Annotated in this window: 13 protein-coding genes and 3 pseudogenes; 15 read left to right on the plus strand and 1 reads right to left on the minus strand. The window is 69.8% G+C overall.

All coding sequences use genetic code 11. The annotated features are described in order from the left end of the window. The first annotated feature begins 29 nt into the window (after positions 1-29). Positions 30-1,931, plus strand: a complete 1,902-nt coding sequence (locus IPN03_14375) for an acyl-CoA dehydrogenase family protein (protein ID MBK9374872.1) — start codon at positions 30-32, stop codon at positions 1,929-1,931. 46 nt (positions 1,932-1,977) lie between these two features. Continuing rightward, positions 1,978-3,063 carry a CoA transferase gene (locus tag IPN03_14380; protein ID MBK9374873.1) on the plus strand — a complete coding sequence of 362 codons (1,086 nt, stop codon included), beginning with the start codon at positions 1,978-1,980 and terminating at the stop codon, positions 3,061-3,063. 73 nt (positions 3,064-3,136) lie between these two features. On the opposite strand, the gene IPN03_14385 is transcribed toward IPN03_14380, so the two are convergent. Beyond that, entirely contained in the window at positions 3,137-3,415 is a 279-nt protein-coding gene (locus IPN03_14385) for a LysR family transcriptional regulator (protein ID MBK9374874.1), read from the minus strand. A 198-nt stretch (positions 3,416-3,613) separates the two neighbouring features. On the opposite strand from IPN03_14385, the gene IPN03_14390 reads away from it, so the two are divergent. The 13 genes and pseudogenes from IPN03_14390 (at position 3,614) to brxL (ending at position 20,575) form a co-directional block, all read left to right on the plus strand. Continuing rightward, positions 3,614-5,686, plus strand: coding sequence for a TonB-dependent receptor (locus tag IPN03_14390; protein MBK9374875.1), 2,073 nt, complete (start codon positions 3,614-3,616; stop codon positions 5,684-5,686). Between the two features lie 209 nt (positions 5,687-5,895). After that, the gene (locus IPN03_14395) at positions 5,896-6,786 is read left to right on the plus strand and encodes a hypothetical protein (protein ID MBK9374876.1); all 891 of its coding nucleotides are present in this window, start codon (positions 5,896-5,898) and stop codon (positions 6,784-6,786) included. A gap of 151 nt (positions 6,787-6,937) precedes the next feature. Further along, entirely contained in the window at positions 6,938-7,723 is a 786-nt protein-coding gene (locus tag IPN03_14400) for a hypothetical protein (protein MBK9374877.1), read from the plus strand. Further along, a pseudogene (locus IPN03_14405) lies at positions 7,710-8,266 on the plus strand (DUF1788 domain-containing protein). The gene IPN03_14400 and the pseudogene IPN03_14405 overlap by 14 nt, the downstream one beginning before the upstream one ends. Continuing rightward, on the plus strand, positions 8,263-11,706 hold the full coding sequence (brxC, locus tag IPN03_14410) for a BREX system P-loop protein BrxC (GenBank protein MBK9374878.1): 3,444 nt from the start codon (positions 8,263-8,265) through the stop codon (positions 11,704-11,706). The pseudogene IPN03_14405 and the gene brxC overlap by 4 nt, the downstream one beginning before the upstream one ends. 22 nt (positions 11,707-11,728) lie before the next feature. Beyond that, positions 11,729-13,399 (plus strand): hypothetical protein, encoded by a 1,671-nt coding sequence (locus tag IPN03_14415; protein ID MBK9374879.1) that lies wholly within the window; start codon positions 11,729-11,731, stop codon positions 13,397-13,399. 174 nt (positions 13,400-13,573) lie between these two features. Next, a complete protein-coding gene (locus tag IPN03_14420) occupies positions 13,574-13,840 on the plus strand; it encodes a hypothetical protein (GenBank protein ID MBK9374880.1) in 267 nt (88 codons plus the stop codon). A 180-nt stretch (positions 13,841-14,020) separates the two neighbouring features. Continuing rightward, positions 14,021-14,930, plus strand: a pseudogene (locus IPN03_14425) (type II restriction endonuclease). Continuing rightward, positions 14,927-17,254: a BREX-1 system phosphatase PglZ type B gene (gene pglZ / locus IPN03_14430; protein ID MBK9374881.1), complete on the plus strand. Its 2,328-nt coding sequence runs from the start codon at positions 14,927-14,929 to the stop codon at positions 17,252-17,254. The pseudogene IPN03_14425 and the gene pglZ overlap by 4 nt, the downstream one beginning before the upstream one ends. A gap of 31 nt (positions 17,255-17,285) precedes the next feature. Next, positions 17,286-17,687, plus strand: coding sequence for a type II toxin-antitoxin system RelE/ParE family toxin (locus IPN03_14435; protein ID MBK9374882.1), 402 nt, complete (start codon positions 17,286-17,288; stop codon positions 17,685-17,687). Next, complete coding sequence (locus IPN03_14440; protein MBK9374883.1) at positions 17,687-18,073, plus strand: helix-turn-helix transcriptional regulator; 387 nt, start codon at positions 17,687-17,689, stop codon at positions 18,071-18,073. The genes IPN03_14435 and IPN03_14440 overlap by 1 nt, the downstream gene beginning before the upstream one ends. 291 nt (positions 18,074-18,364) lie before the next feature. Then, entirely contained in the window at positions 18,365-18,532 is a 168-nt protein-coding gene (locus IPN03_14445) for a hypothetical protein (protein MBK9374884.1), read from the plus strand. Next, a pseudogene (gene brxL / locus IPN03_14450) lies at positions 18,529-20,575 on the plus strand (protease Lon-related BREX system protein BrxL). Before IPN03_14445 ends, brxL begins: the two are co-directional and overlap by 4 nt. Positions 20,576-20,613 lie beyond the last annotated feature (38 nt).

Genomic DNA, 20,613 nt, shown 5'->3' on the forward strand with positions numbered 1-20,613 from the left:
GGGGCAGCCCCGATTATTCCATCCCGAGGGTGAGCATGACGTCCATCTACTTCGGAGAGGAGCACGAGAGCTTCCGCCGGACGGTCCGTCAGTTCCTCGAAAGTGAGATCGCGCCCTATGCCCGGGAGTGGGAAGAGGCGCGCAGGATTCCGCGCGAGGCGTTCCGCCGGATGGGCGATCTCGGCTTCCTGGGGATCCTCTTCCCCGAGGAGCTGGGCGGTACGGGAGCGTCCATTTTCCACGCGCTCGCCTTCCTCGAGGAGCTTCCGCGTTCCCTGATGGGGGGCTTCGTCGCGGCGGTCTCGGTGCAGCAGTTCATCGCCACGGGGGCGATCCACCTTCACGGCACGCGGGAGCAGAAGCGGCGCTGGCTCGCACCGTCGATCGCCGGGACGAAGGTCGGTGCGATCGCCATCTCCGAGCCCGACACCGGCTCCGACGTCGCCGCGATCCGGACGACGGCCAGGAGGGACGGCGACTCCTGGGTCATCGACGGGGCGAAGACCTGGATCACGAACGGCGTCGAGGGCGACTTCGTCGTCGTGGCCTGCCGCACCGACAGGGACGCGGGCGCAGGGGGCCTGAGCCTGATCGTCGTCGAGGCCGACGCGCCCGGTTTCTCCCGCAGCAAGCTCCGGAAGATGGGATGGCACTCGTCCGACACGGGCGAGCTGACGTTCGAGAGCGTCCGCGTCCCGCTCGGCAACCTCGTCGGCGGCGAGAACGAGGGCTTCTACCTCATCATGGAGACGTTCGTCCTCGAGCGGCTCGTCACGGCGGCGACCTCGGTCGGGAGCACGCGGCTCGCCCTCGAGGAGACCCGGAAGTACGTCCTGGCGCGCCACGCGTTCGGGAGGCCGATCGGGAAGTTCCAGGCGATCCGCCACCGGCTCGCCGACCTGTACGCCGAGCTGGAGGCGGCTGCCCAGCTCGTCTACCACGCGGCCTGGCTCCACGAGAAGGGAGAGAACCCGGTCGCCGAGGCGTGCATGGCCAAGCTCCTCGCCACGGAGCTGTCGAAGAAGACGGCCGACGAGTGCCTCCAGTTCTTCGGAGGCTACGGGACGGTCGAGGAGTACCCGATCGAGCGCTTCTTCCGCGACTCCCGCTTCGGGACGATCGTCGCCGGGACGAGCGAGATCATGCGCGAGGTCATCGCGAAGGCGGCCATCGACGGCTTCGTTTTCCCGAAGCGCGAGGCCACCGAGGCCGACGCGGCGGCCGCGGAACACCCGGCCAACGGGCCTGCTCATGGTCCGATCGAGGAGCCGCCGCCCCCGGATGCCGCCGGACCGGTCCTGGACGGCGCGGGCAACCCGTTCGCGGCCGACGCCGTCTCCCCGGACGTCTTCGAGGCGGACGTGACCGACACGCTCGAGGCCGTCTTCGCCGAGACCCGGCCCCTGGTGAGAGCGGAGGCGGCTCCGGAGCTCGTTCCGGAGCTCGTCGCCGAGCCCGTTCCCGACCGCGTTCCCGAGGCCGGCGTCGAGGCACCCTTGGAGGTCGCCCCGGCGATTCGGCCGCCGGCCCTTCCGCGCCCGTCTGGCTGGGAGCCGGTGACCCTCCCCGGCGTCATGCCGTCCGTCGCGATCAAGCTCCAGATCCCGACGAACGTCGCGGAGCTCTTCGAGACCCTCCCGCTGCGGTTCCGGGCGGATCGCGCGGCCGGCTGGAGCGCCCGCTTCCACTTCCGCTTCAAGGACGTCGCGCGATCCGACTGGACCGTCGTCATCGAGGACGGCAGCTGCCGCGCCCTCGAGGGGCACGAGGGGACCGCGGACTGCGTCGTGACGACGACGGAGAAGACCTACCTCGGCATCGAGAGCGGGCAGCAGTCGCCCGAGACGGCGTTCCTCCTCGGCAAGGTGAAGGTCTCGAACGTGGGCGCGATGACCCGCTTCGGCAGGCTCTTCCGGAAGATCGCGGCGTGAACGCGGCGCTCCCCTCGCCGGGACGGTCGTCCTCGACGTCTCCCGGATGCTTCCCGGGGCCGTCCTCGTGAGGAACCTGGTCGACCTCGGGGCGCGCGTCATCAAGATCGAGGATCCGCACGCAGGAGACCCGATGCGGGTCACGCCGCCCCTCGTGAGCGGCACCGGCGTGGGCTTTCTCGCCTTCTTCCGCGGCGTCGAGTCGGTGGCGCTCGACCTGAAGACGCCTGCCGGCGCCGCGACGCTCCGGAAGATGGCGCGGCACGCCGACGTTCTCGTGGAGAGCTTCCGCCCGGGGACGCTCGACCGGTGGGACCTCGGGTACGAGCGGCTCGCCGCCCAGAATCCCGGCCTCGTCGTCGTCTCCCTTTCGAGCTTCGGCTCGGAGGGCGCGGACGCGGGCCGCATCGGGCACGACCTGAACTTCACGGCCGTCACGGGCTTCCTCTCGGAGCTCCCCCCGGGAGACCTTCCGCGCGTCCAGGTGGCCGACGTCAGCGCGGGGCTCCTGGCCGTGTCGTCCACCCTGGCGGCGCTCCTCCTGAAGCACCGCAGCGGACGGGGCCTCCACGTCGAGCAGCCGCTCGTGGCCGGGCCGCTGCCGTTTCTCACCTGGTCTTTCGCAGAGGTCGGAGCGGGCGGTGGCGGAGTCCTCGACGGGATCCTCGCGGGGAAGTGCCCGGCCTACCGGACCTACGGCTGCGCCGACGGCGCCCGGGTGGCGCTCGGAGCCATCGAGCCGAAGTTCTGGGAGGCGCTCTGCGAGATGGCGGGGATTCCCGAGCACGCCGGGGACGGCCTCGACACCGGCGAGGCGGGGGCCGATGCCGCAGCGCGCCTGGGAAGTGTCTTCGCGTCCCGTTCCCGGGCCGACTGGATGGAGCTCGCCCGGGCGCTCGGCATCCCGCTGACGCCGGTGAACGACCTCGCCGCGGCGCGTGACGAGCTGGCGGCGCGCATGGAGCGGACGTCGCTGCCCGGGGGCGGCGTCATGGCGACTCCCGCCGCCTATCTCGGATTGCCCGGGCTGAGGCGCCCGCACGCTCCCGCGCCGGCGCTCGGCGCCGACACCGGGCGCGTCCTCCACGAGCTCGGGTTCACCGCGGAGGAGATCGCCGCCGTCACCGGGTGAGCTCCCACCGTTCTATTCGGTAGAATAGGTCGGTTTGACGTGCGCCGCGACGAGGCCTTCGGGCCGACGGGCTTCAGGAGAGAAGGCGCCGCAGGCGCCTCCAGCGCGAGGCCACGGCGCGCCGGGCCTCGGCCTCCATCTCCCGGTAGAGGCCCAGGACCTCCTCGCCCCGCGCGGTGAGCCGGGCGCCCCCGCGCACCGCGCCGCCGCGGGAGAGCTCGACGAGAGGGTCGCGGAAACCCCGGTTCATCGTCCCCACGAGGCCCCACGCGTGCATGTAGGACATCTTCAGCTCGTCGGCGGCGACCCGCAGGCTCCCCGTCCGGCCGATCGTCTCGAGGAGCTGCGCCATCCCCGGGCCGACGAGGACCTCGCCGTCCCGCACGACCCGCAGCCTCGGCTTCAGGCTCGCAGGGCCGGGGGCGGGGCGTCCGGGTTCCGGGTCTCTCTTCAGCTTCGTCACTTCACTTCTCCGGCGACGCCCCAGTTTCGCAGGTTCCCCGCGGGAACCGAAGGCCGGGCACCGACGCCGAACTCGATCGGAGGATTCGTGAGAAAAGCCGCCCTTCACCTGACCCTGTGCGCGTCGTGCCTGAGCCTCGCCACCCTGCCCGCCCGCGCGGACGAAGAGCCCCCGGCCTACGAGACCTACGCTCTCGCCCGCGTCACCGTCACGGCCGAGGCCGACGCGGTGGACGAAACGGCCCTCACCGTCGCCGTGACGGCCGAGGAGATCAAGGCCCGCAACGCGAAGAACGTCGCCGAAGCGCTTGCTGGCGTCCCAGGGTTGCGCGTCTCGACCGGCCGCAAGAACGAGCCGACGGTCTACGTCCACGGCTTCGACCAGAGCCGCGTCCAGGTCCTCATCGACGGCGTCCCGTACTACGAGGCGAACTACGGCAAGCTCGACCTCGCGCAGATCCCGACCGACAACGTCGCCCGGATCGAGATCACGAAGGGCGCCGCGTCGGTCCTCGCCGGAGCGAACGCCCTCGGCGGGACGATCAACATCATCAGCAAGACCGCCGGGACGACCCCTCATACGGAGGCCCTCGTCGAGGGGGGCGACTACTCCACCGGCCGGTTCACGGCGACTCACGGCCAGCGGCGTGGAGCGATGAGCTACTGGCTGAACGTCTCCGGCCAGACGAGCGACGGGACGCCGGTCTCCGGCTCCTTCGAGCCGAAGGTCGGGACGATCGCGCAGAAGAACCCGACGAAGAACACGCCGGCGATCCTGGAGGACGGAGGGAGCCGGGAGAGCTCGGACACGAAATCGCTGAACGCCTGGGCGAAGGTGGGCTGGGAGCCGTCGGCCGCCACCGCACTCTTCGTGAACCTCCACTACTTCGACCGCGACAAGGGGGTGCCTCCCTCGACCGACAGCGTGCAGGTCTTCCTGAAGCGGCCCGCGTTCTCCCAGTTCAACCAGATCCCGACCTACCGCGACCTCGGCGTCGACCTCGACGGCAGGCACCAGCTCGCCCCGGGCCTCACGCTGAAGGCGAAGGGCTTCTACCACGAGCACGTCGACGACCTCGTCTCGTACAAGGACGCGGAGCACCGCGAGCAGATCGCGGTGAGCCGCTACGACGACACGCTCGCGGGGGGCAACCTCCTCGGCGAGTGGCAGGTGGCGCCCTCGAACACCCTGCGCTTCTCGGCGCACCTGAAGGACGACACGCACCGCGAGCGCGACGACGCCTACCTCCCGTTCGCCGAGTCGAGCGCGATCACCGGGTCGGTCGGGCTCGAGGACTCGATGGACTTCTCCAAGAGCCTCTCGGCCGTCGCGGGAGTCTCGGCCGACTGGTTCGACGTCTCGAACGCGACGCGCAACGTGACGGACGGCTCGACGGGCGACTTCGTGAGGCAGGACCCGCTCGCGACGCCCAGCGACTCGCAGGTCAACCCGATGGCGGGCCTCGTCTGGCGCGGGACGTCCGGGACCGTCGTGAACGCCGCGATCGCGCGCAAGAGCCGGTTCCCGACCCTCTCGCAGCTCTACTCGACGAAGAACGGGAACACGGCGCTCGAGTCCGAGAAGAGCCTCAACACGACCCTCAGCGTCTCTCATCCGCTCGGGCCGACCGCGAGGCTGGAGCTCGGCGGCTTCTACTACGACGTCCGGAACCTGATCACGCGGAACGGATCGGGCAGCCTGAACATCTACCAGAACATCGGGCAGGTGAGGATGGCCGGCTTCGAGACGGTCGTCGAGGTCACCCCGCTCCCCGATCTCTCCCTCCGCGCGGACTACACCTACGTCCATTCCGCGGACGAGAGCGACGGGCGGGTCACCGACGACGTGACGAACGTCCCGGCCCACAAGGCGGGCTTCCTCGCGTCGTACACGGTGCCGGGTCCGAAGACACTCCTCGACCTCGACGCCGTCTACGTCGGCTCGATGTACACGAGCCTCCCGTCGCCCATCTACCCGAACGACCCCGTCAAGGAGATCGACGGCTACTTCCTCCTCGGCGCGAAGGTGACGCAGGAGGTCGTGAAGGGGGTCCGCCTCCACGTCGCCGTCCGGAACCTCCTCGACGCCGACTACGAGAGCGAGGCGGGCTTCCCCGGCCAGGGTCGAACCTTCGCGTTCGGGGCCGCGACGACGTTCTGAGGCCCCCCCGGGGACCTGCCGGCCCCGAGACTTGTTGAACGCGCTACGGCGGCCTCCCTCGCCGCCGAGTGCCAACGTGCATGCCGAGGATCGTTGGGGGATACTGCTCTGTTCGGCGGTTTGGGTGACGCCTGCCGACACGATATCCCCCGCGATCGGGTCGGATCCCAGGCGCGGTCTTCAATTTCGTTCGAGTAGGAGATGACTTCGTGAAGAAGAGCCTGCCGTTTCGTGTTCTTCCGGCCTACCTGGTTCCCCTCTTTCTCACTGTCACGGTCATGGCTGCCACAGTGGCCGAGACGACGCAGGCAACACGACCCCCGGCGAGACCGGAATTGCGGGTTGGGTTGAAGTACGTTCCGACGGACGCGGAGGAGGTCCTCGAGGAGCGGGGCGTCATGGCGATTGCCGGACCGCCGTTCGAGATTCTCGCCGTCGTGGACGACCGGCCAGAATCCCGCGAACTCATCGGACAGAGCATCGACCGGAAGAAGGTGCCGATCCCGGTCCGGGCGAAGCAGCCGGTCGCGCCGTGGCTGCACCAGGTGCTCGAATCGTCGTTCGCGGAATGGGGCACCGCGGGGAAGCCTGGGGCCGACCTTCTCCTCGAGCCCGTCGTGATCAAGTTCTTCGTCTTCGAAGAGAACTCGTACAAGGCCGAGGTGACGATGAAGTTCCTCCTCAAGCGCCGGGGCGGGACCGAACTCTGGGCGGGCGTCGTCGGCGGGACCGCATCACGGTTCGGACGGTGGCTGAACGAGAGCAACTATCAGGAGGTCATCAGCGACGCCGTCCTCGCCTGCTACTCGAAGCTCTGGGCCGACCCCGGGTTCCGCGAGGCATGGGCCGGGAAGTCCGCGTCGCCAGACGTCTCGGCTGCCCGTACCGCTGCGAGGCCGGCGGCAACGGAGACGCTCGAACCCGAAACGGCGATGAAGAAACTCCTCGATCTGAAGGCCGCCGGCTTCGGGGACGACTCGCTGGTCGCGTGGGTCAGAAAGATCGCGTTCACGCGTCCCCTGACAGCGGACGACATGATTACGTGGAAAAGCGCCGGTGTACCGGAGGCGGCGATCCGGGTGGCGATCGAGTCGGAGTAGTAGGCCGACGGGAGGATCGTGCGGGCAGAGCGCCCCCGCGCCGGGAATCGACTCCCGTAAACTCCTTCTATCGGGATCGCACGGACGCCATCTGACCGGGTCCCGGTGCTAATTCAAGGGGCGGAGGCGAACTGCGTGCGGAGAAGCTCCCGTGACCGCTGACGACCTGCCCGAGGCATTCGGTTTCCGGACCGGCGACCGAGGCACGCATTCCAGCCGGACGATGATGCTCGCGGAGCTGGCAGCCGCTCTTTCGGCAGTCCCCGTCGATGCTACGAACGTCGACTACCGCCGCGCGATCGCTGAAGAGAACGTCCTCGGCAAGAAGAGCGCCGCGACACGCCGCCTCACGGCCCAGCGCCTGAGCGAGCTGTACGCCCTCTCGTCCGACGTTCCCCTCTTCCGGAACCTCCGCCGCCTCTGGCCGACGGCCGGATCCTCGCGCCCCGTCCTCGCCCTCCTCTGCGCCTCCGCCCGCGACCCGCTCGTGCGCCTCGTCGCGCCGGCGGTCCTGCGTGTTCGCGAGGGGGCGCCCCTCTCGAAAGACGATCTCGACGCTGCCCTCGCCTCGGCGATTCCCGGCCGATTCAACGACTCCATTCGGAACAAGATCGCGCGGAACGCCGCCTCCTCCTTCACGCAGGCCGGCCACATCTCGGGCCGGGCGAAGAAAGCCCGTTCCCGCCCCCGCGTCACCCGCGAGGCCGCGGCCTACGCCCTCTTCCTCGGCTACCTCTGCGGCCTCCGCGGCCCGGCGCTCTTCACAACCTTCTGGGCCTCGCTCCTCGACCGCCGCCCCGAGGAGATCCTGACCCTCGCCGAGGAGGCCTCCGCAGCGGGCCTCCTCTCGCTCAAGCAGGCCGGCCCCGTCGTCGACGTCCAGTTCCCCGGGTGGCTGACCCCTGAAGAGGAGACGCTCCTCCATGAATCGCATTGAAGCCCTCGTGAAAGCGTGGGCCTCCCACATCGCCACCCCCTGGGCCGGCGGCCTCTCGGGCGGCGAGAAGGTCTGGTTCTGCGTCTACGACAAGGCGGACGAGCGCCGCCTCCGGCTCCACCTCCCCGAGTTCGAGGGGGCGGCGAAGAAGGCCGGCCACGGCTGGGATTCCCTCGACCTGACCGACTCCTTCGCCACCTGGATGGCGGCCGAGGAGTACCGCGACAGCTACTTCGAGGACCCCGACTCGCTCGATCGCGACAAGCTCGTCGACTTCCGCGCCTGGCTCGTTGCACTCATCTCGCCCGTCTCGAGAGGGCGGGCGAGGCCGACGTCGTCGCCCTCACGGGCATCTCCTCCCTCTTCGGCTTCGTCCGGGTCTCCGAGCTCGTCGGCGCCCTCGAGCCCTCCATCCGGGGCCGTCTCGTCGTCTTCTTCCCGGGCGAGTACGAGAACGGCAACTACCGCTTCCTCGACGCCCGCGACGGCTGGAGCTACCGGGCCGTTCCCATCCTCGCCAGCGAAGGAGCTTTCGCGTCATGACGATGAAGAACCGTGAGGTCTTCCAGACGGATCCCCTCGAGCTCCGCCTCGTCAACAACGGCGTCGCAAAGGTCGGGGACGACGCCACCGCCGAGGAGCTGAAGACGCTCCGGTACGAGCTCGAGACCTTCGTCTGCGAGAAGCAGTACGCCCGGGGCCTGCAGCGGATCCTCGACGGTTTCCTCGCCGCCCTCGGCAAGGAAGAGCAGAAGGCCGTCTGGGTGAGCGGCTTCTTCGGCAGCGGCAAGTCGCACCTCGTCAAGATGCTCCGGGCGCTCTGGGTCGACCAGGAGCTTCCGGGCGGTGCGCGCGCCCGCGGCCTCGCGCACCTGACGAACGACCTGAAAGCCTCTCTCAAAGACCTCTCGACCCAGGGCAAGCGGCTCGGCGGCCTCCACGCCGCGGGCGGCACGCTCGGGTCCGGCGCCGGCGGCAGCATCCGCCTCGCCCTCCTCGGCGTCGTCTTTCGCTCGGCCGGCCTCCCGGAGAGCTTTGCCCACGGCCGCTTCGTCCTCTACCTGAGGAAGCACGGCTGGTACGACAAGGTGAAGCGGGAGGTCGAGAAGGCGGGGAAGGAGTTCGAGAAGGAGCTCCGGAACCTCTACGTCTCGCCCGTCCTCGCCAAGGCGCTCCTGGCGGTCGACCCGAACTTCGCCGAGAGCGAGGCGAAAGCCCGCCTCCTCCTGAAGGAGGAGTTCCCGAGCAGGGACGAGATCAGCGAAGACGACATGATCCACGCCATCCATGAGGCGCTCGACGTGGACGGCAAGCTCCCGCTGACCCTCGTCGTCCTCGACGAGGTCCAGCAGTGGATCGGCGACGACCCGGCGCGCAGCTCCCAGGTCAACAACCTCGCGGAATGCCTCGCGAAGAGGTTCGGCGCGCGCGTCCTCCTCGTCGCGACCGGCCAGACGGCGCTCTCGGGGACGCCCGTCCTCCAGAAGATCCAGGACCGCTTCCCGGTGAAGATCGAGCTCTCCGACGCCGACGTCGAGACGGTTATCCGCAAGATCGTCCTTGCCAAGAAGCCCGACAAGGCCGACGCCGTCGAGAAGCTCCTCGACCGCTGCAGCGGCGAGGTCTCGCGGCACCTCACCGAAACGAAGATCGGCCCCCGCCCCGAGGACGAGGAGACCCGCGTCGTCGACTACCCGCTCCTCCCCGTGAGGCGCCGCTTCTGGGAGAAGGTTCTCCGCGCTGTCGACCGGGCCGGCACGTCGGGGCAGCTCCGCACGCAGCTCCGGGTCGTCCACGAGGCGGTCCAGCAGACGGCGGAGGCCCCCCTCGGCACGGTCGTCCCGGCCGACTTCGTCTACGCCAGCCGGGCGACGGAGCTGATCCAGACGGGCGTCCTCCTCCGCGAGATCCACGAGAGGATCGAGAAGCTGGCAGACGGCACCGCCGACGGCTCCCTCGCCTCGCGCCTCGCGTCGCTCGTCTTCCTCATCGGCCGCCTCCCGCGCGAGAAGGGAATCGACGACGGCGTCCGCGCCGACTCCGACACCCTCGCGAACCTCCTCGTCGAAGACCTGACGGCCGGCGGCAACGACCTTCGCCGCCGCGTGCCCAAAGTCCTCGAAGCCCTCGTGAAGGCCGGCCACCTGATGAAGGTGGACGACGAGTACCGCCTCCAGACGAAGGAGGGGAGCGCCTGGGATGCCGCCTACCGCGAGGCCCTCGGCCGCGTCCAGGCCGACGAGCCGAAGATGGCCGGGCTCCGCCGCGACGCCCTCGAGGGGGCGCTGAAGGACCTCCTCGGCGGGATCGCCGTCAGCCAGGGGAAGTCGAAGGTCCGCCGCGTCGCCGAGCTCTCGTTCGGGCCGGACAAGCCCTCGGGGACGAAGGGCGGCATCCCGGTCTGGGTCCGCGACGGCTGGAACGAGGACGAGAAGGGCGTCGTCGCCGACGTCCACTCCCTCGGCACCGGCGCCCCGCTCGTCGTCGTCTTCGTCCCGAAGAAGCGGAGCGAGGAGCTGAAGAAGGCCCTCGCCGCTTGCAAGGCGGCGGAGGAGACGCTCCACGCCCGGGGGATGCCGACGACCGACGAGGGGCGCGAGGCCCGCCGGGGGATGGAGGGGACCTTCGACGCGCGCCGGCAGGAAGTCGACGGCCTCGTCGCCGAGATCGTCGACGAAGCCCGCGTCTACCTCGCCGGCGCCCCGGCCCCGCTCGAGGGCGAAGACCTCGCCGACACCGTGACGGAGGCCGTCGGGTCGGCCCTCGCCCGCCTCTACCCGCGCTTCGGCGAGGGCGACGACCCGAAGTGGGAGCAGGTCTTCACGAAGGCGAAGGGCGGGAGCCCCGACGCACTCGAAGCCGTCGGGCACAAGGGGGCGGTCGAGGCCCATCCCGTCACGGCTGCGCTCCTCGGGGCGATCGGCTCCGGTCGGAAGGGGAGCGACCTGCGCAAGCAGTTCGGCGACGCCCCGTACGGCTGGCCGCAGGACACGATCGACGGCGGCCTCTTCGCCCTCCTCGCCGGCGAGCGGCTGCGCGCCACGCTCCAGGGGCAGGCGATGGGCGTGAACCTCGACGGGACGAAGCTCGGCCCCGCCGAGTTCCGGCTCGAGCAGGCCGTCGTCACGCCCCAGCAGAAGGTCGCGCTCCGCGGCCTCTTCCAGGGCGTCGGCCTCTCGGCGAAGCCGGGAGAGGAGGTCGCCGCGGCGGCCGCGTTCCTCTCCGAGCTGCGCAGGCGCGCCGAGGCCGCGGGCGGCGAGCCGCCCCTCCCCGAGCGCCCGTCGCTCACGAAGGTCTCCGAGCTCGCGGCGCTTTCCGGTAACGAGCAGCTGATCGCCCTCTTCGAGGCGAAGACCGATCTCGCCGCCCTCGCGAAGACGTGGAAGGAGCGCGCCGACGAGATCGCCCGCCGCCACCCGGCGTGGGAAGCCCTCGGGTGCCTCCTCGCGCACGCCGCGCCCCTTCCGGTCGCGGTCGAGGTCGAGCCCCAGGTCGAGGCGATCCGGAGCGGCCGCCGCCTCCTCGACACGCCCGATCCCGTCCCGCCTCTCTCGGCTCGGCTCGTCGACGCCCTCCGCGTCGAGCTGAAGGCCCGGTACACCGCCTGGCGAGAGCGGTTCGAGAGCGAGACGAAGACGCTCGAGGCCGACGCCTCCTGGCAGAAGCTCTCCCCGGCCGACCGCACCGCGATCCTCGCCTCCTGCGGTGTCATCGAGCTGCCCGCGCCGAAGGCGGGCACCCCCGAGGAGCTGCTCGCTTCCCTCGACGCAGCATCCCTCGCCGACTGGACCGAGCGCCTCCACGCCCTCCCGTCCCGCTTCGCCGAGGCCCGCGCCGAGGCGGCGCGGCGGATAGCGCCGAAGGCCGTCCACGTCAAGCTCCCTCCGGCGACCCTTCACGACGACGCCGAGGTCGAGAAGTGGCTCGAGGAGGCCCGGCGGCTCCTGAAGGAGAAGCTCGCGACCGGCCCCGTCATCGTCTGACGAGAACGAGGAGGAGCAGAAGGTGCCGTCTCTCCACCCCGACCTTCGCAACCGTCTCCGCTCCGTCGTCCTCGATGCCCGGCGCGTCGCCGAGAAGGGGGCCGAGCAGGCCCTCCGCGCCCTCGCCGTCGACGCCGCCGAGCCGGCCGGGGCCCTTTCCGTCGAGATGCGGAAGCTCCGCGTCGCTCTCCGCGCCCGGGGCCGCCAGCTCGGCGACGCGCTGGGCCGCGACAACCGGCAGAAGCTCGACCACCTCCTCGCCGAGTGCGGCTGCGAGCACTGGCACCGGATGCTCTTCGCCCGGTTCCTCGCCGAGAACGACCTCCTCCTCCACCCCGACGGCGTCGCCGTCACCCTCGACGAGGTGCGCGCGTTCGCGAACGAGGGGCCGGGTGGAGCGAGGATCGAGCCGTGGGAGCTGGCCGCCCGGTGGGCCGCGCGGATGCTCCCCGCCCTCTTCCGCCCCGACGACCCCGTCCTCGCCCTCGACCTCGCGGCCGAGCACCGGACGAAGCTCGAGGCCCTCCTCGCCGGCCTCCCGGCAGAGGTCTTCACGGCAGACGACGGCCTCGGCTGGGTCTACCAGTTCTGGCAGGAGGAGCGGAAGGACGCCGTCAACAAGTCCGAGGTGAAGATCGGGGCGGACGAGCTTCCCGCCGTGACGCAGCTCTTCACCGAGCCGTACATGGTGAAGTTCCTCCTCCACAACACGCTCGGGGCCTGGTGGGTGGGCCGCCACGGAGGGACGCCCCCGATCGAGATGGAGTTCCTGAGGCGGAACGACGACGGCACGCCCGCCGCCGGGACGTTCGACGAGTGGCCGAAGCGGGCAGCGGAGCTGAAGTGCCTCGACCCGTGCTGCGGCTCGGGGCACTTCCTCGTCGAGATGCTGAAGATCCTCGTCGCTTTCCGGATAGAAGAGGAGGGGCTCGGCGCGGGCGAGGCGGTCGACGCCGTCCTCCGCGACAACCTCTTCGGCCTCGAGATCGACCCCCGCTGCACGCAGATCGCGGCGTTCGCGGTGGCGCTCCAGGCGTGGAAGCTGGCCGGCGGGTACCGGGAGCTTCCTGCGGACGGCGTGCATGTCGCGTGCTGCGGCATCGCGCCGCGGGCGAAGAAGGAGGAGTGGCTCCGGCTCGCGGGTGGCGACGAGAAGCTGCGGAACGGCCTCGAGCGGCTCTACGAGCTGTTCAAGGACGCGCCGACGCTCGGGAGCCTCATCGACCCGACGCGGGAAGAGGGAGGGCTTTTCGTCGCAGGGTGGGGCGAGCTGAAACCGCTGCTCGCGAAGGCGCTGTCGGGGGAGAAGAAGGACGAGGAGGCTCGGGAGCTGGGGGTTGCGGCGCGGGGGATTGCGACGGCGGCGGAGATCCTTGCTGGTCGGTACACGCTTGTGGCGACGAATGTGCCGTACTTGAAGCGAGGGCGGCAGTCCGATTCGCTCAGGGCGTTTGGAGAGAACGCCTTCCCTGAGTCCAAGGCGAATCTCGGCACGATGCTGTTGGAGCGAAGTCTCGGTTTGACAGGCCCGGGTGGCGCCACAGGCGATCGTGTCATTTCAGGAGTGGCTTTCCTTGGTTGGGTTTCGCCAGCTGCGCCGCCGACGACTTCGGGAATCAGGCTGGTCTCTCGTCGCGTTCTTGGGTCCAGGGGCGTTCTCTTCCATCAGTGGAGTGGTCGTCAGGTTGCCTGACCGTTACGGGTGGAGCGCCCTCCGGAGTCCGGCGCATCTCCCTTATACTCGATGCATCGACATAGCGAAGATGGGTCCTCGAGAAGGCAGAGGCACTGGGTCGCCGCGATTTCCAGCGGCAGCGCTTATCGCAGAACCAGATCCATGGCTCAGTTTCATCAGGGCGCGGCATGGATGACGATTGAGCACTTGGGCGCGGAGGCTTCGCAGGAGTCGCGACCGGCGACGACCCACGAGCTCGATAGGGTCTTCTGGGAGTCCATTGCGGTCGTCGAGCCTGGGTCTGCAGCAGTCCTCCCTGCCCCGGACGTGGACTGCGATGGGATGGACAAGATCATGCTCTGGGAGGATGAAGGCCCCAGGCAGTTTGTCGCAGCCGCCTGGCGAAGGGAGTGGCGCGTGGCCGAGGGCGGAGGCTTGGGGAAGTCAGGGTGGGCGTGAGTTCATGGCGCAGCTTCCGGTGACAAGATACGTTGGTGTTCCTTGACGATCAACTCATCACGTGATTGTCCCGAGAGAGGGAGCGGACCTTGCGCCGCTATGGTGGGCGTTCCTGGCTCTGGGGAACTGTCGAGAAGTGCGTGCATCGATCGCACTCTCAAAGTGACGAATGGCAATCTACTGAAGGTTCCGTTCGACAGAGCCCGCTGGGAAGCCGTCGCCCGCAAGCAGTACCCCCACGGCCTCCCCGACCCCTATTCCGAAGACCCGACGCAGTGGATCTTCAAGGGCACGATCACTCCTTCCACTCCCTCCTCCAGGTCGCCGTCGCCCGCCTCCTCGGCTACCACTGGCCCGACCAGGAGAAGGACGGTCTCGACGCCCTTTGCGACCGCGACGGCATCGTCTGCATCCCGCCCGTCGGCGGCGAGCAGCCGGCGGCGGACCGGCTTCGGGCGCTCCTCGCGGCAGCGTACGGAAAGAAGTGGAAGGGGACGACCGAGGGCGAGCTCCTCGCCGCGGCCGGGTTCGCGGGGAAGAGCCTCGACGAGTGGCTGCGCGACGGGTTCTTCGAGCAGCACTGCAAGCTCTTCCACCACCGGCCCTTCATCTGGCACGTCTGGGACGGCCGGAAGAAGGACGGCTTCCACGCCCTCGTCAACTACCACAAGCTCGACCACAAGCTCCTCGAGAAGCTGACGTTCACGACTCTCGGCGGCTGGATCCAGCAGATGCGGCAGGCCGTGAAGCGGGACGAGGCGACGGCGGAGGCCGGCTCGCGGCGGCGGTCGACCTCCAGGAGCGGCTCGAGGCGATCCTCGAAGGCGAGGACCCGTACGACATCTTCGTCCGCTGGAAGCCGCTGGAGGAGCAGCCGATCGGCTGGGAGCCCGACCTGAACGACGGCGTCAGGCTCAACATCCGCCCCTTCGTCGAGGCCGACGTCCTCCGCAAGCGCCCGAACATCAAGTGGGAGAAGGACCGCGGCAAGAACCCGCCCGGCGCGCCGTGGGGCGAGGAGCGGCTCAACGACCTCCACCTCACGCTCGACGAAAAGCGGAAGGCGCGGCAGAAGAAGGGGCGGAAGTGACCGGAGCGAAGAAGGCCCGGACGGTCCTCGACGCCCTCGTGGAGGCGGTCGGGCGCGGCGCGGCGGAGGTCTCGGAAGGGGCCGTCGGTCCTGCGGCCGTCCTCTGGACCGACAAGGAGCGGCAGTGGGAGCCGCTCCTCCCGGTGCTGAAGAAGCGCCTCCCGTCTCTCCTCGTCCTCGGGAGCTGGGCGCCCACGGAGCGGACGGGGCCGGCCACCTGGCTCCGGTGCGTCCTCGGCGGGACGCTTCCCGAGGCGGCACTCCCGGATTGGGCCGTCCCGGTCCTCTACCTGCCGGAGGTGAGCCGGGCCGACCTGCGCGCCGTGGAGGAGTGCCCGCGCCCGTTGCAGCCGCTCGCGGAGCTCCAGTACCGCGGCGTCTTCTTCTCGCAGAAGAACGGGAAGGACTGGACCGTCCGCGCGTTCCTCGAGTCGGACGGCGGGCTCGGCCTCGACGTGGCCCACGACGAGGCGACGGGACGGGCGATGCTCGCGGCGGTTCTCCCGCTGGCCGAGCGCACCGTGCAGAGCCTGGCGGGGAAGAGGCTCGAGGCGATCGACTTCAACGAGATGGTGGCGCCCGACGTGGTCAAGAGCCTCCTCTCGTGGATGAGCGACCCGAAGGGGACGAAGGGGTCCTGGGCCGCGGAGCGGTGGAAGGCGTTCGTCCACGAGTGCAAGGAGACGCTCCGGTTCGACCCGGGGCGCGACGGCGAGCTGGACGCGGCAGAGAGGATGGGCAGCCGGGACGGCGGCTGGGAGACGGTGTGGGAGCGATTCGAGGAAGCGCCCCAGAACTACCCGGGAGTCGTCCCGCTGCTCGAGAAGGCCGAGCCGAAGCGGAGCGCGGGCGATCTCTTCCACAAGCCGGAGTCGTGGCCGGGCGCGACGGACCGCGAGGAGGACGCCCTGCGGGCCGACCTTCTCGCGCTGACCGATGCGGCGCCGCTGGCGGCCGCGAAGAAGCTGGCCGAGCTGGAGACCCGGCACGGCGCGCGGCGCGGATGGCTCTGGGCGAGGCTCGGGCGGGCGCCCCTGGCCGTCGCGCTCGAGCACCTCGCCGCGGTCGCGGTGGCGGCGCCGGTCGCGGGGGCGACCGCTGCCGATCTTGCCGAGGCGTGGGCCGGTGGCGGCTGGAAGGTGGACGCGGCGGCTCTCCGCGCCCTCGCGGCGGTGGAGAAGGCGCCCGACGTGAAGGCCGTTCACGCGGCGCTTCGCGCCGTCTACCTCTCGTGGCTCGACGCGGGCGCGCGGCGTCTTCAGGAGCTTTCGGGGAAGGGCCTTCCCGTGGCCGAGGCGCTCGCCGCGCCCGATACCGGGACGTGCGTCCTCTTCGCTGACGGTCTTCGCTTCGACGTGGCGCGGGCGCTGGAAGCGCGCCTCTCGGACGGCGGCGCGAGCGTCAACGTCGGGTGGCGCTGGGCGGCGCTTCCGACCGTGACGGCGACGGCGAAGCCGGCGGTCTCACCCGTCGCGACGGGCCTCCTCGGGGGGCCGGCGGCGGAATTCCAGGCGGCGACGGCCGACGGCAAGCCGCTGACGCCCGACCGCTTCCGGAAGCTCCTCGACGGCGCGGGCATTCAGGTGCTGTCGGGCGAGGCGACGGGAGATCCGGCGGGCCGCGCCTGGACCGAGGCGGGGACGCTCGACAAGGTTGGGCACGACCAGGGGGCGAAGCTGGCGCGGCGCGTGGCGGAAGAGGTGCGCGAGCTCGCCGGCCGGGTGCAGGCCCTCCTCGACGCCGGCTGGCGCGAGGTGCGGGTCGTCACCGACCACGGCTGGCTCCTCCTTCCCGGCGACCTCCCGAAAGTCGATCTCCCTAAGTTCCTCGCCGAGAGCCGCTGGGGGCGCTGCGCGGCGCTCAAGGAGAGCGTCACCCCGAACCTCCCGCTCGTCCCCTGGCGCTGGGACCCAGCCGTCTGGGTCGCCGTCGCTCCCGGCGTCGCGACTTTCTACAAGGGGATGGAGTACGCCCATGGCGGCGTCAGCCTCCAGGAGTGCGTCATCCCGGTCGTCACCGTCCGCGCGACGGCGGGAGCGGGTTCGGCCGGGAAGATCGGCGCCGTGAAGTGGACAAGCCTGCGGTGCAAGGTGAGCGTCGAGGGCGCCGCTCCGGGCTCGCGGGTGGACATTCGGCAGAAGGTCGGCGATGCCTCCACCTCCGTCCTCGCGAAGGAAGCGGCCACGCTCAAGGGTGGAGACGCCGAGGTCGCCCTCTACGCGAGTGACGAGCACGAGGGTGCGGCGGCCTTCGTCGTCCTCCTCGGGCCGGATGGAAGCCCGATGGCGAAGGTGCAGACCGTGGTGGGTGGGGGCGAGGGATGAGACGCTTGACTTTCTTAACCCATAGGTTAACGTGAGGCTCCGGGTCGTACGGAAGGCCCGGTGGAGTGTTCTGACTCCAGTCGGGGAGGACCGGCGGTGCGGGTTGCTCGATTTTCTGGAGAGCCTCTCCGGCGAGGTCGCCGGGGACGCCGAGCGAATCGGCCGCAGGCTACAGCTCCTCGCGGAGGCAGGTTCGATCCGCAACGAGCACCACTGCCGGCCGGTGGGCCGGGAGGGCATCTTCGAACTCAAAGGGACCTGGGTCCGCATCTTCTACTTCAACTTCGAGGGGCAGCTCATCGTCTGCTCCCACGGCGTGTTGAAGCCGAAGAAGAAACAGGTGCTGGCGGAGGCCAAGCGGGCCGTTCGTCTGCGTGACGAGGTCGCTCGCGCCGTACGCGAGGGGTCGCTCCTGATCGAGGAGGAAAGCTAATGACGGAGTCGACGTTCAAGGAGTTCTTCCGGAAGGCCGAGGAGAGCCTGGCCTACCACGTCGAGGGTTCCATCCTCGACTTCACGGAAGACCTCTGTCGGGTCATGGCCGAAAAGGACGTTTCGAGGGCCGAGCTGGCCCGCCGCATCGGGACGTCTCCGGCCTACGTCACGAAGATCCTTCGGGGCACCTCGAACTTCACTCTCTCCTCGATGGTCCGCGTCGCGATGGCCCTCGGCTGCGACCTCCGCATTCACCTCTCACCGCGAGGATCCATGACGCACTGGAAGGACGATCTCCCGCCCCTGGCCGTGTCCGAGGCTACCGCCAATGCGGGCGCCGTCGTCCGGGCCGCCGCGGGCGTCTGCCTCATCGAGGCGGCGTGACATGCAGACCGCAGCTTTGCAGGCGGAGCGGACATTCGTCACGGGAATCGAGATCCGGCTCTCTGAGGGCCCGGCGCCGGGGCCTTCGCCCCAGGTGACGATCCAGGCGCAGACCGGCCTCGCCGACCTCGAAGAGCCGAACCGGTGGCGAGCTGATCTCGCGATCGTAGTTCGACCGGCCGATGAGCAGCCCCCGCTCCTACCAGATCGCCATGTCGGTCTCAGGCATCTTCCGCGTCGTCGCCGAGATGGAGCCCGGCCGCGGCACGGCGGCTCGCATTCGTCAACGGGATGTCGATCCTGTATTCCTCCATCCGCGAGACCGTGCTCCTCCTGACCGGCCGCTTTCCGGCGGGGCCTTTCGTCCTTCCGACGCTCTCCTTCGTCGACGAATACGACCGCCTCGCGCCCCTTAAGGTTGCCGAGAGCCCCGCGCCCTACGGAGAGAGGAAGAAATGACGCTCGACAGGATCGACGAGGTCGCGGCGAAGGCGTTCGAGGGATACGTCGTCCGGAAGGACCTCGTCCGCAAGCTCGGCCGGCTCTACCCGGTGCCCACGTACGTCGTGGAATTCCTCCTCGGCCGCTACTGCGCGAGCACAGACCCGGAGGAGATCGAGGAAGGGCTGAAGCTCGTCCAGGAGCAGCTCGGGAACCGGACCGTCCGGGCCGGCGAGGAGGAGCTCTTCAAGGCGAAGGCGCGCGAGAAGGGCTCGGTCAAGATCATCGATGTCGTTCGAGCCCGCCTCGACGCGAAGGACGACTGCTTCCTGGCCGAGCTGCCGAGCCTGCGGCTCAAGGACGTGAGGATCGAGGACGCTCTCGTCTCGAAGAACGACCGGATGCTCACCGGCGGCTTCTACGCGGAGGTGACCCTCGGCTACGACGCGGTGATCGCGCAGGAGCAGGGGGGGCGGCCGTTCGGCGTGAACGCGCTTCGCGAGATCCAGCTCTCGACGGTCGACGTCCTCCCGACCCTCCGGCGCGGCCGGGCGCTCTTCAACACGGAGGAGTGGAAGGCGTTCCTCCTTCGGAGCGTCGGCTTCGAGCCCGAGAAGCTGACAGACCGGGCGAAGGACATGCTCCTCCTCCGGATGGTCCCGTTCGTCGAGCGGAACTACAACCAGGTGGAGCTGGGGCCGCGCGGCACGGGCAAGAGCCACCTCTTCCAGCAGGTCTCGCCCTACGCCCGCCTCGTTTCCGGCGGGAAGACCACCGTCGCGCAGATGTTCGTGAACCTCGCGAACGGGCAGCGCGGCCTCGTCTGCCAGTACGACGTCGTCTGCTACGACGAGATCTCGGGCGTCTCGTTCGACCAGAAGGACGGCGTCCAGATCATGAAGGGGTACATGGAGTCGGGGGAGTTCGCGCGCGGCAAGGAGAGCATCCGAGCCGACGGCGGCATCGTCATGGTGGGAAACTTCGACGTCGACGTGACCCACCAGCAGAAGGTCGGGCACCTCCTCGGGCCGATGCCGCCCGAGATGCGAGACGACACGGCCTTCATGGACCGCATCCACTCCTACGTCGCCGGATGGGACATCCCGAAGCTCAACCACCTCGAGCACTTCACCGACCACTTCGGCCTCGTCAGCGACTTCCTCACGGAATGCTGGCACCGCCTCCGTCAGGAGAGCCGCGCGCTCCCTCCAGGACCGGGTCCGCTGGGGCGGCGCCCTGAGTGGCCGAGACCTGACGAGCGTGCAGAAGACGATCAGCGGCCTCATGAAGCTGATTTCGCCCGACCCGGAGGCGCCCGTCTCCGACGCCGACCTCGAGTGGGCCGTCCACCTCGCCCTCGAGTGCCGGCGGCGCGTCAAGGAGCAGCAGAAGCGGATCGGCTCGGCGGAATTCCGTGCGACGCAGTTCAGCTACGTCCTCGGCGAGAGCGGCGTCGAGAAGTTCGTCTCGACGCCCGAGCTCCAGAGCGAGGACACGGTCGGCTCCGACCCGCTCCCGCCCGGCCAGATCTGGACGATCGGCCCCGGCGGCCCCGACGACGGCACCGGCCTCTACCGGATCGAGGTGACGGAAGGCCCCGGCTCGGGTGTGCGAATCCTCAACCAGCCCTCTCCGCCCCCCTTCAAGGAGAGCCTCCGCTACGCCGAACAGAACCTCTACGCGAACGCCAAGCGCCTCGTCGGCGACCGCGACCCGCGCACCCACGAGTTCTCCGTCCAGCTACGCGCCTTCGACGCGGTGAAGTCCGGAGCGAACCTCGGCGTCGCCGCCCTCCTTGCCCTCTGCAGCTCGCTTCTCCAGAGGAGCCTCAAGGGCGGCCTCGTCGCCGTCGGCAGCCTCAACCTCGGCGGCTCCGTCGACCCGGTCTTCAACCCCGTCGACATCGCCGAACTGGCGATCGAGAAGGGCGCGCGGATCCTGCTCATGCCGGTATCGGCGCGACGGCAGCTCATTGACCTGCCCGACGACAAGGCAACGAAGGTGGACATCCAGTTCTACGGGGATGCGCGGGAGGCTTTGATGAAGGGGTTGGGGGAGTGACGGCAGCTCCGCCGGGACCCGCTCCGGGCAGGTCGCTG

It is taken from the genome of Holophagales bacterium (genome assembly GCA_016719485.1).
Taxonomy (GTDB): domain Bacteria; phylum Acidobacteriota; class Thermoanaerobaculia; order UBA5066; family UBA5066; genus UBA5066.

What these genes read in the sequence shown, in the direction of transcription:
- IPN03_14385 (MBK9374874.1), bottom strand. Translation starts at nt 3,415, where the DNA reads ATGGCGCAGCTCCTCGAGACGATCGGCCGGACGGGGAGCCTGCGGGTC.
- brxC (MBK9374878.1), top strand. Translation starts at nt 8,263, where the DNA reads ATGACGATGAAGAACCGTGAGGTCTTCCAGACGGATCCCCTCGAGCTC.
- IPN03_14440 (MBK9374883.1), top strand. Translation starts at nt 17,687, where the DNA reads ATGACGGAGTCGACGTTCAAGGAGTTCTTCCGGAAGGCCGAGGAGAGC.
- IPN03_14420 (MBK9374880.1), top strand. Translation starts at nt 13,574, where the DNA reads ATGACGATTGAGCACTTGGGCGCGGAGGCTTCGCAGGAGTCGCGACCG.
- IPN03_14445 (MBK9374884.1), top strand. Translation starts at nt 18,365, where the DNA reads ATGTCGATCCTGTATTCCTCCATCCGCGAGACCGTGCTCCTCCTGACC.
- IPN03_14380 (MBK9374873.1), top strand. Translation starts at nt 1,978, where the DNA reads ATGCTTCCCGGGGCCGTCCTCGTGAGGAACCTGGTCGACCTCGGGGCG.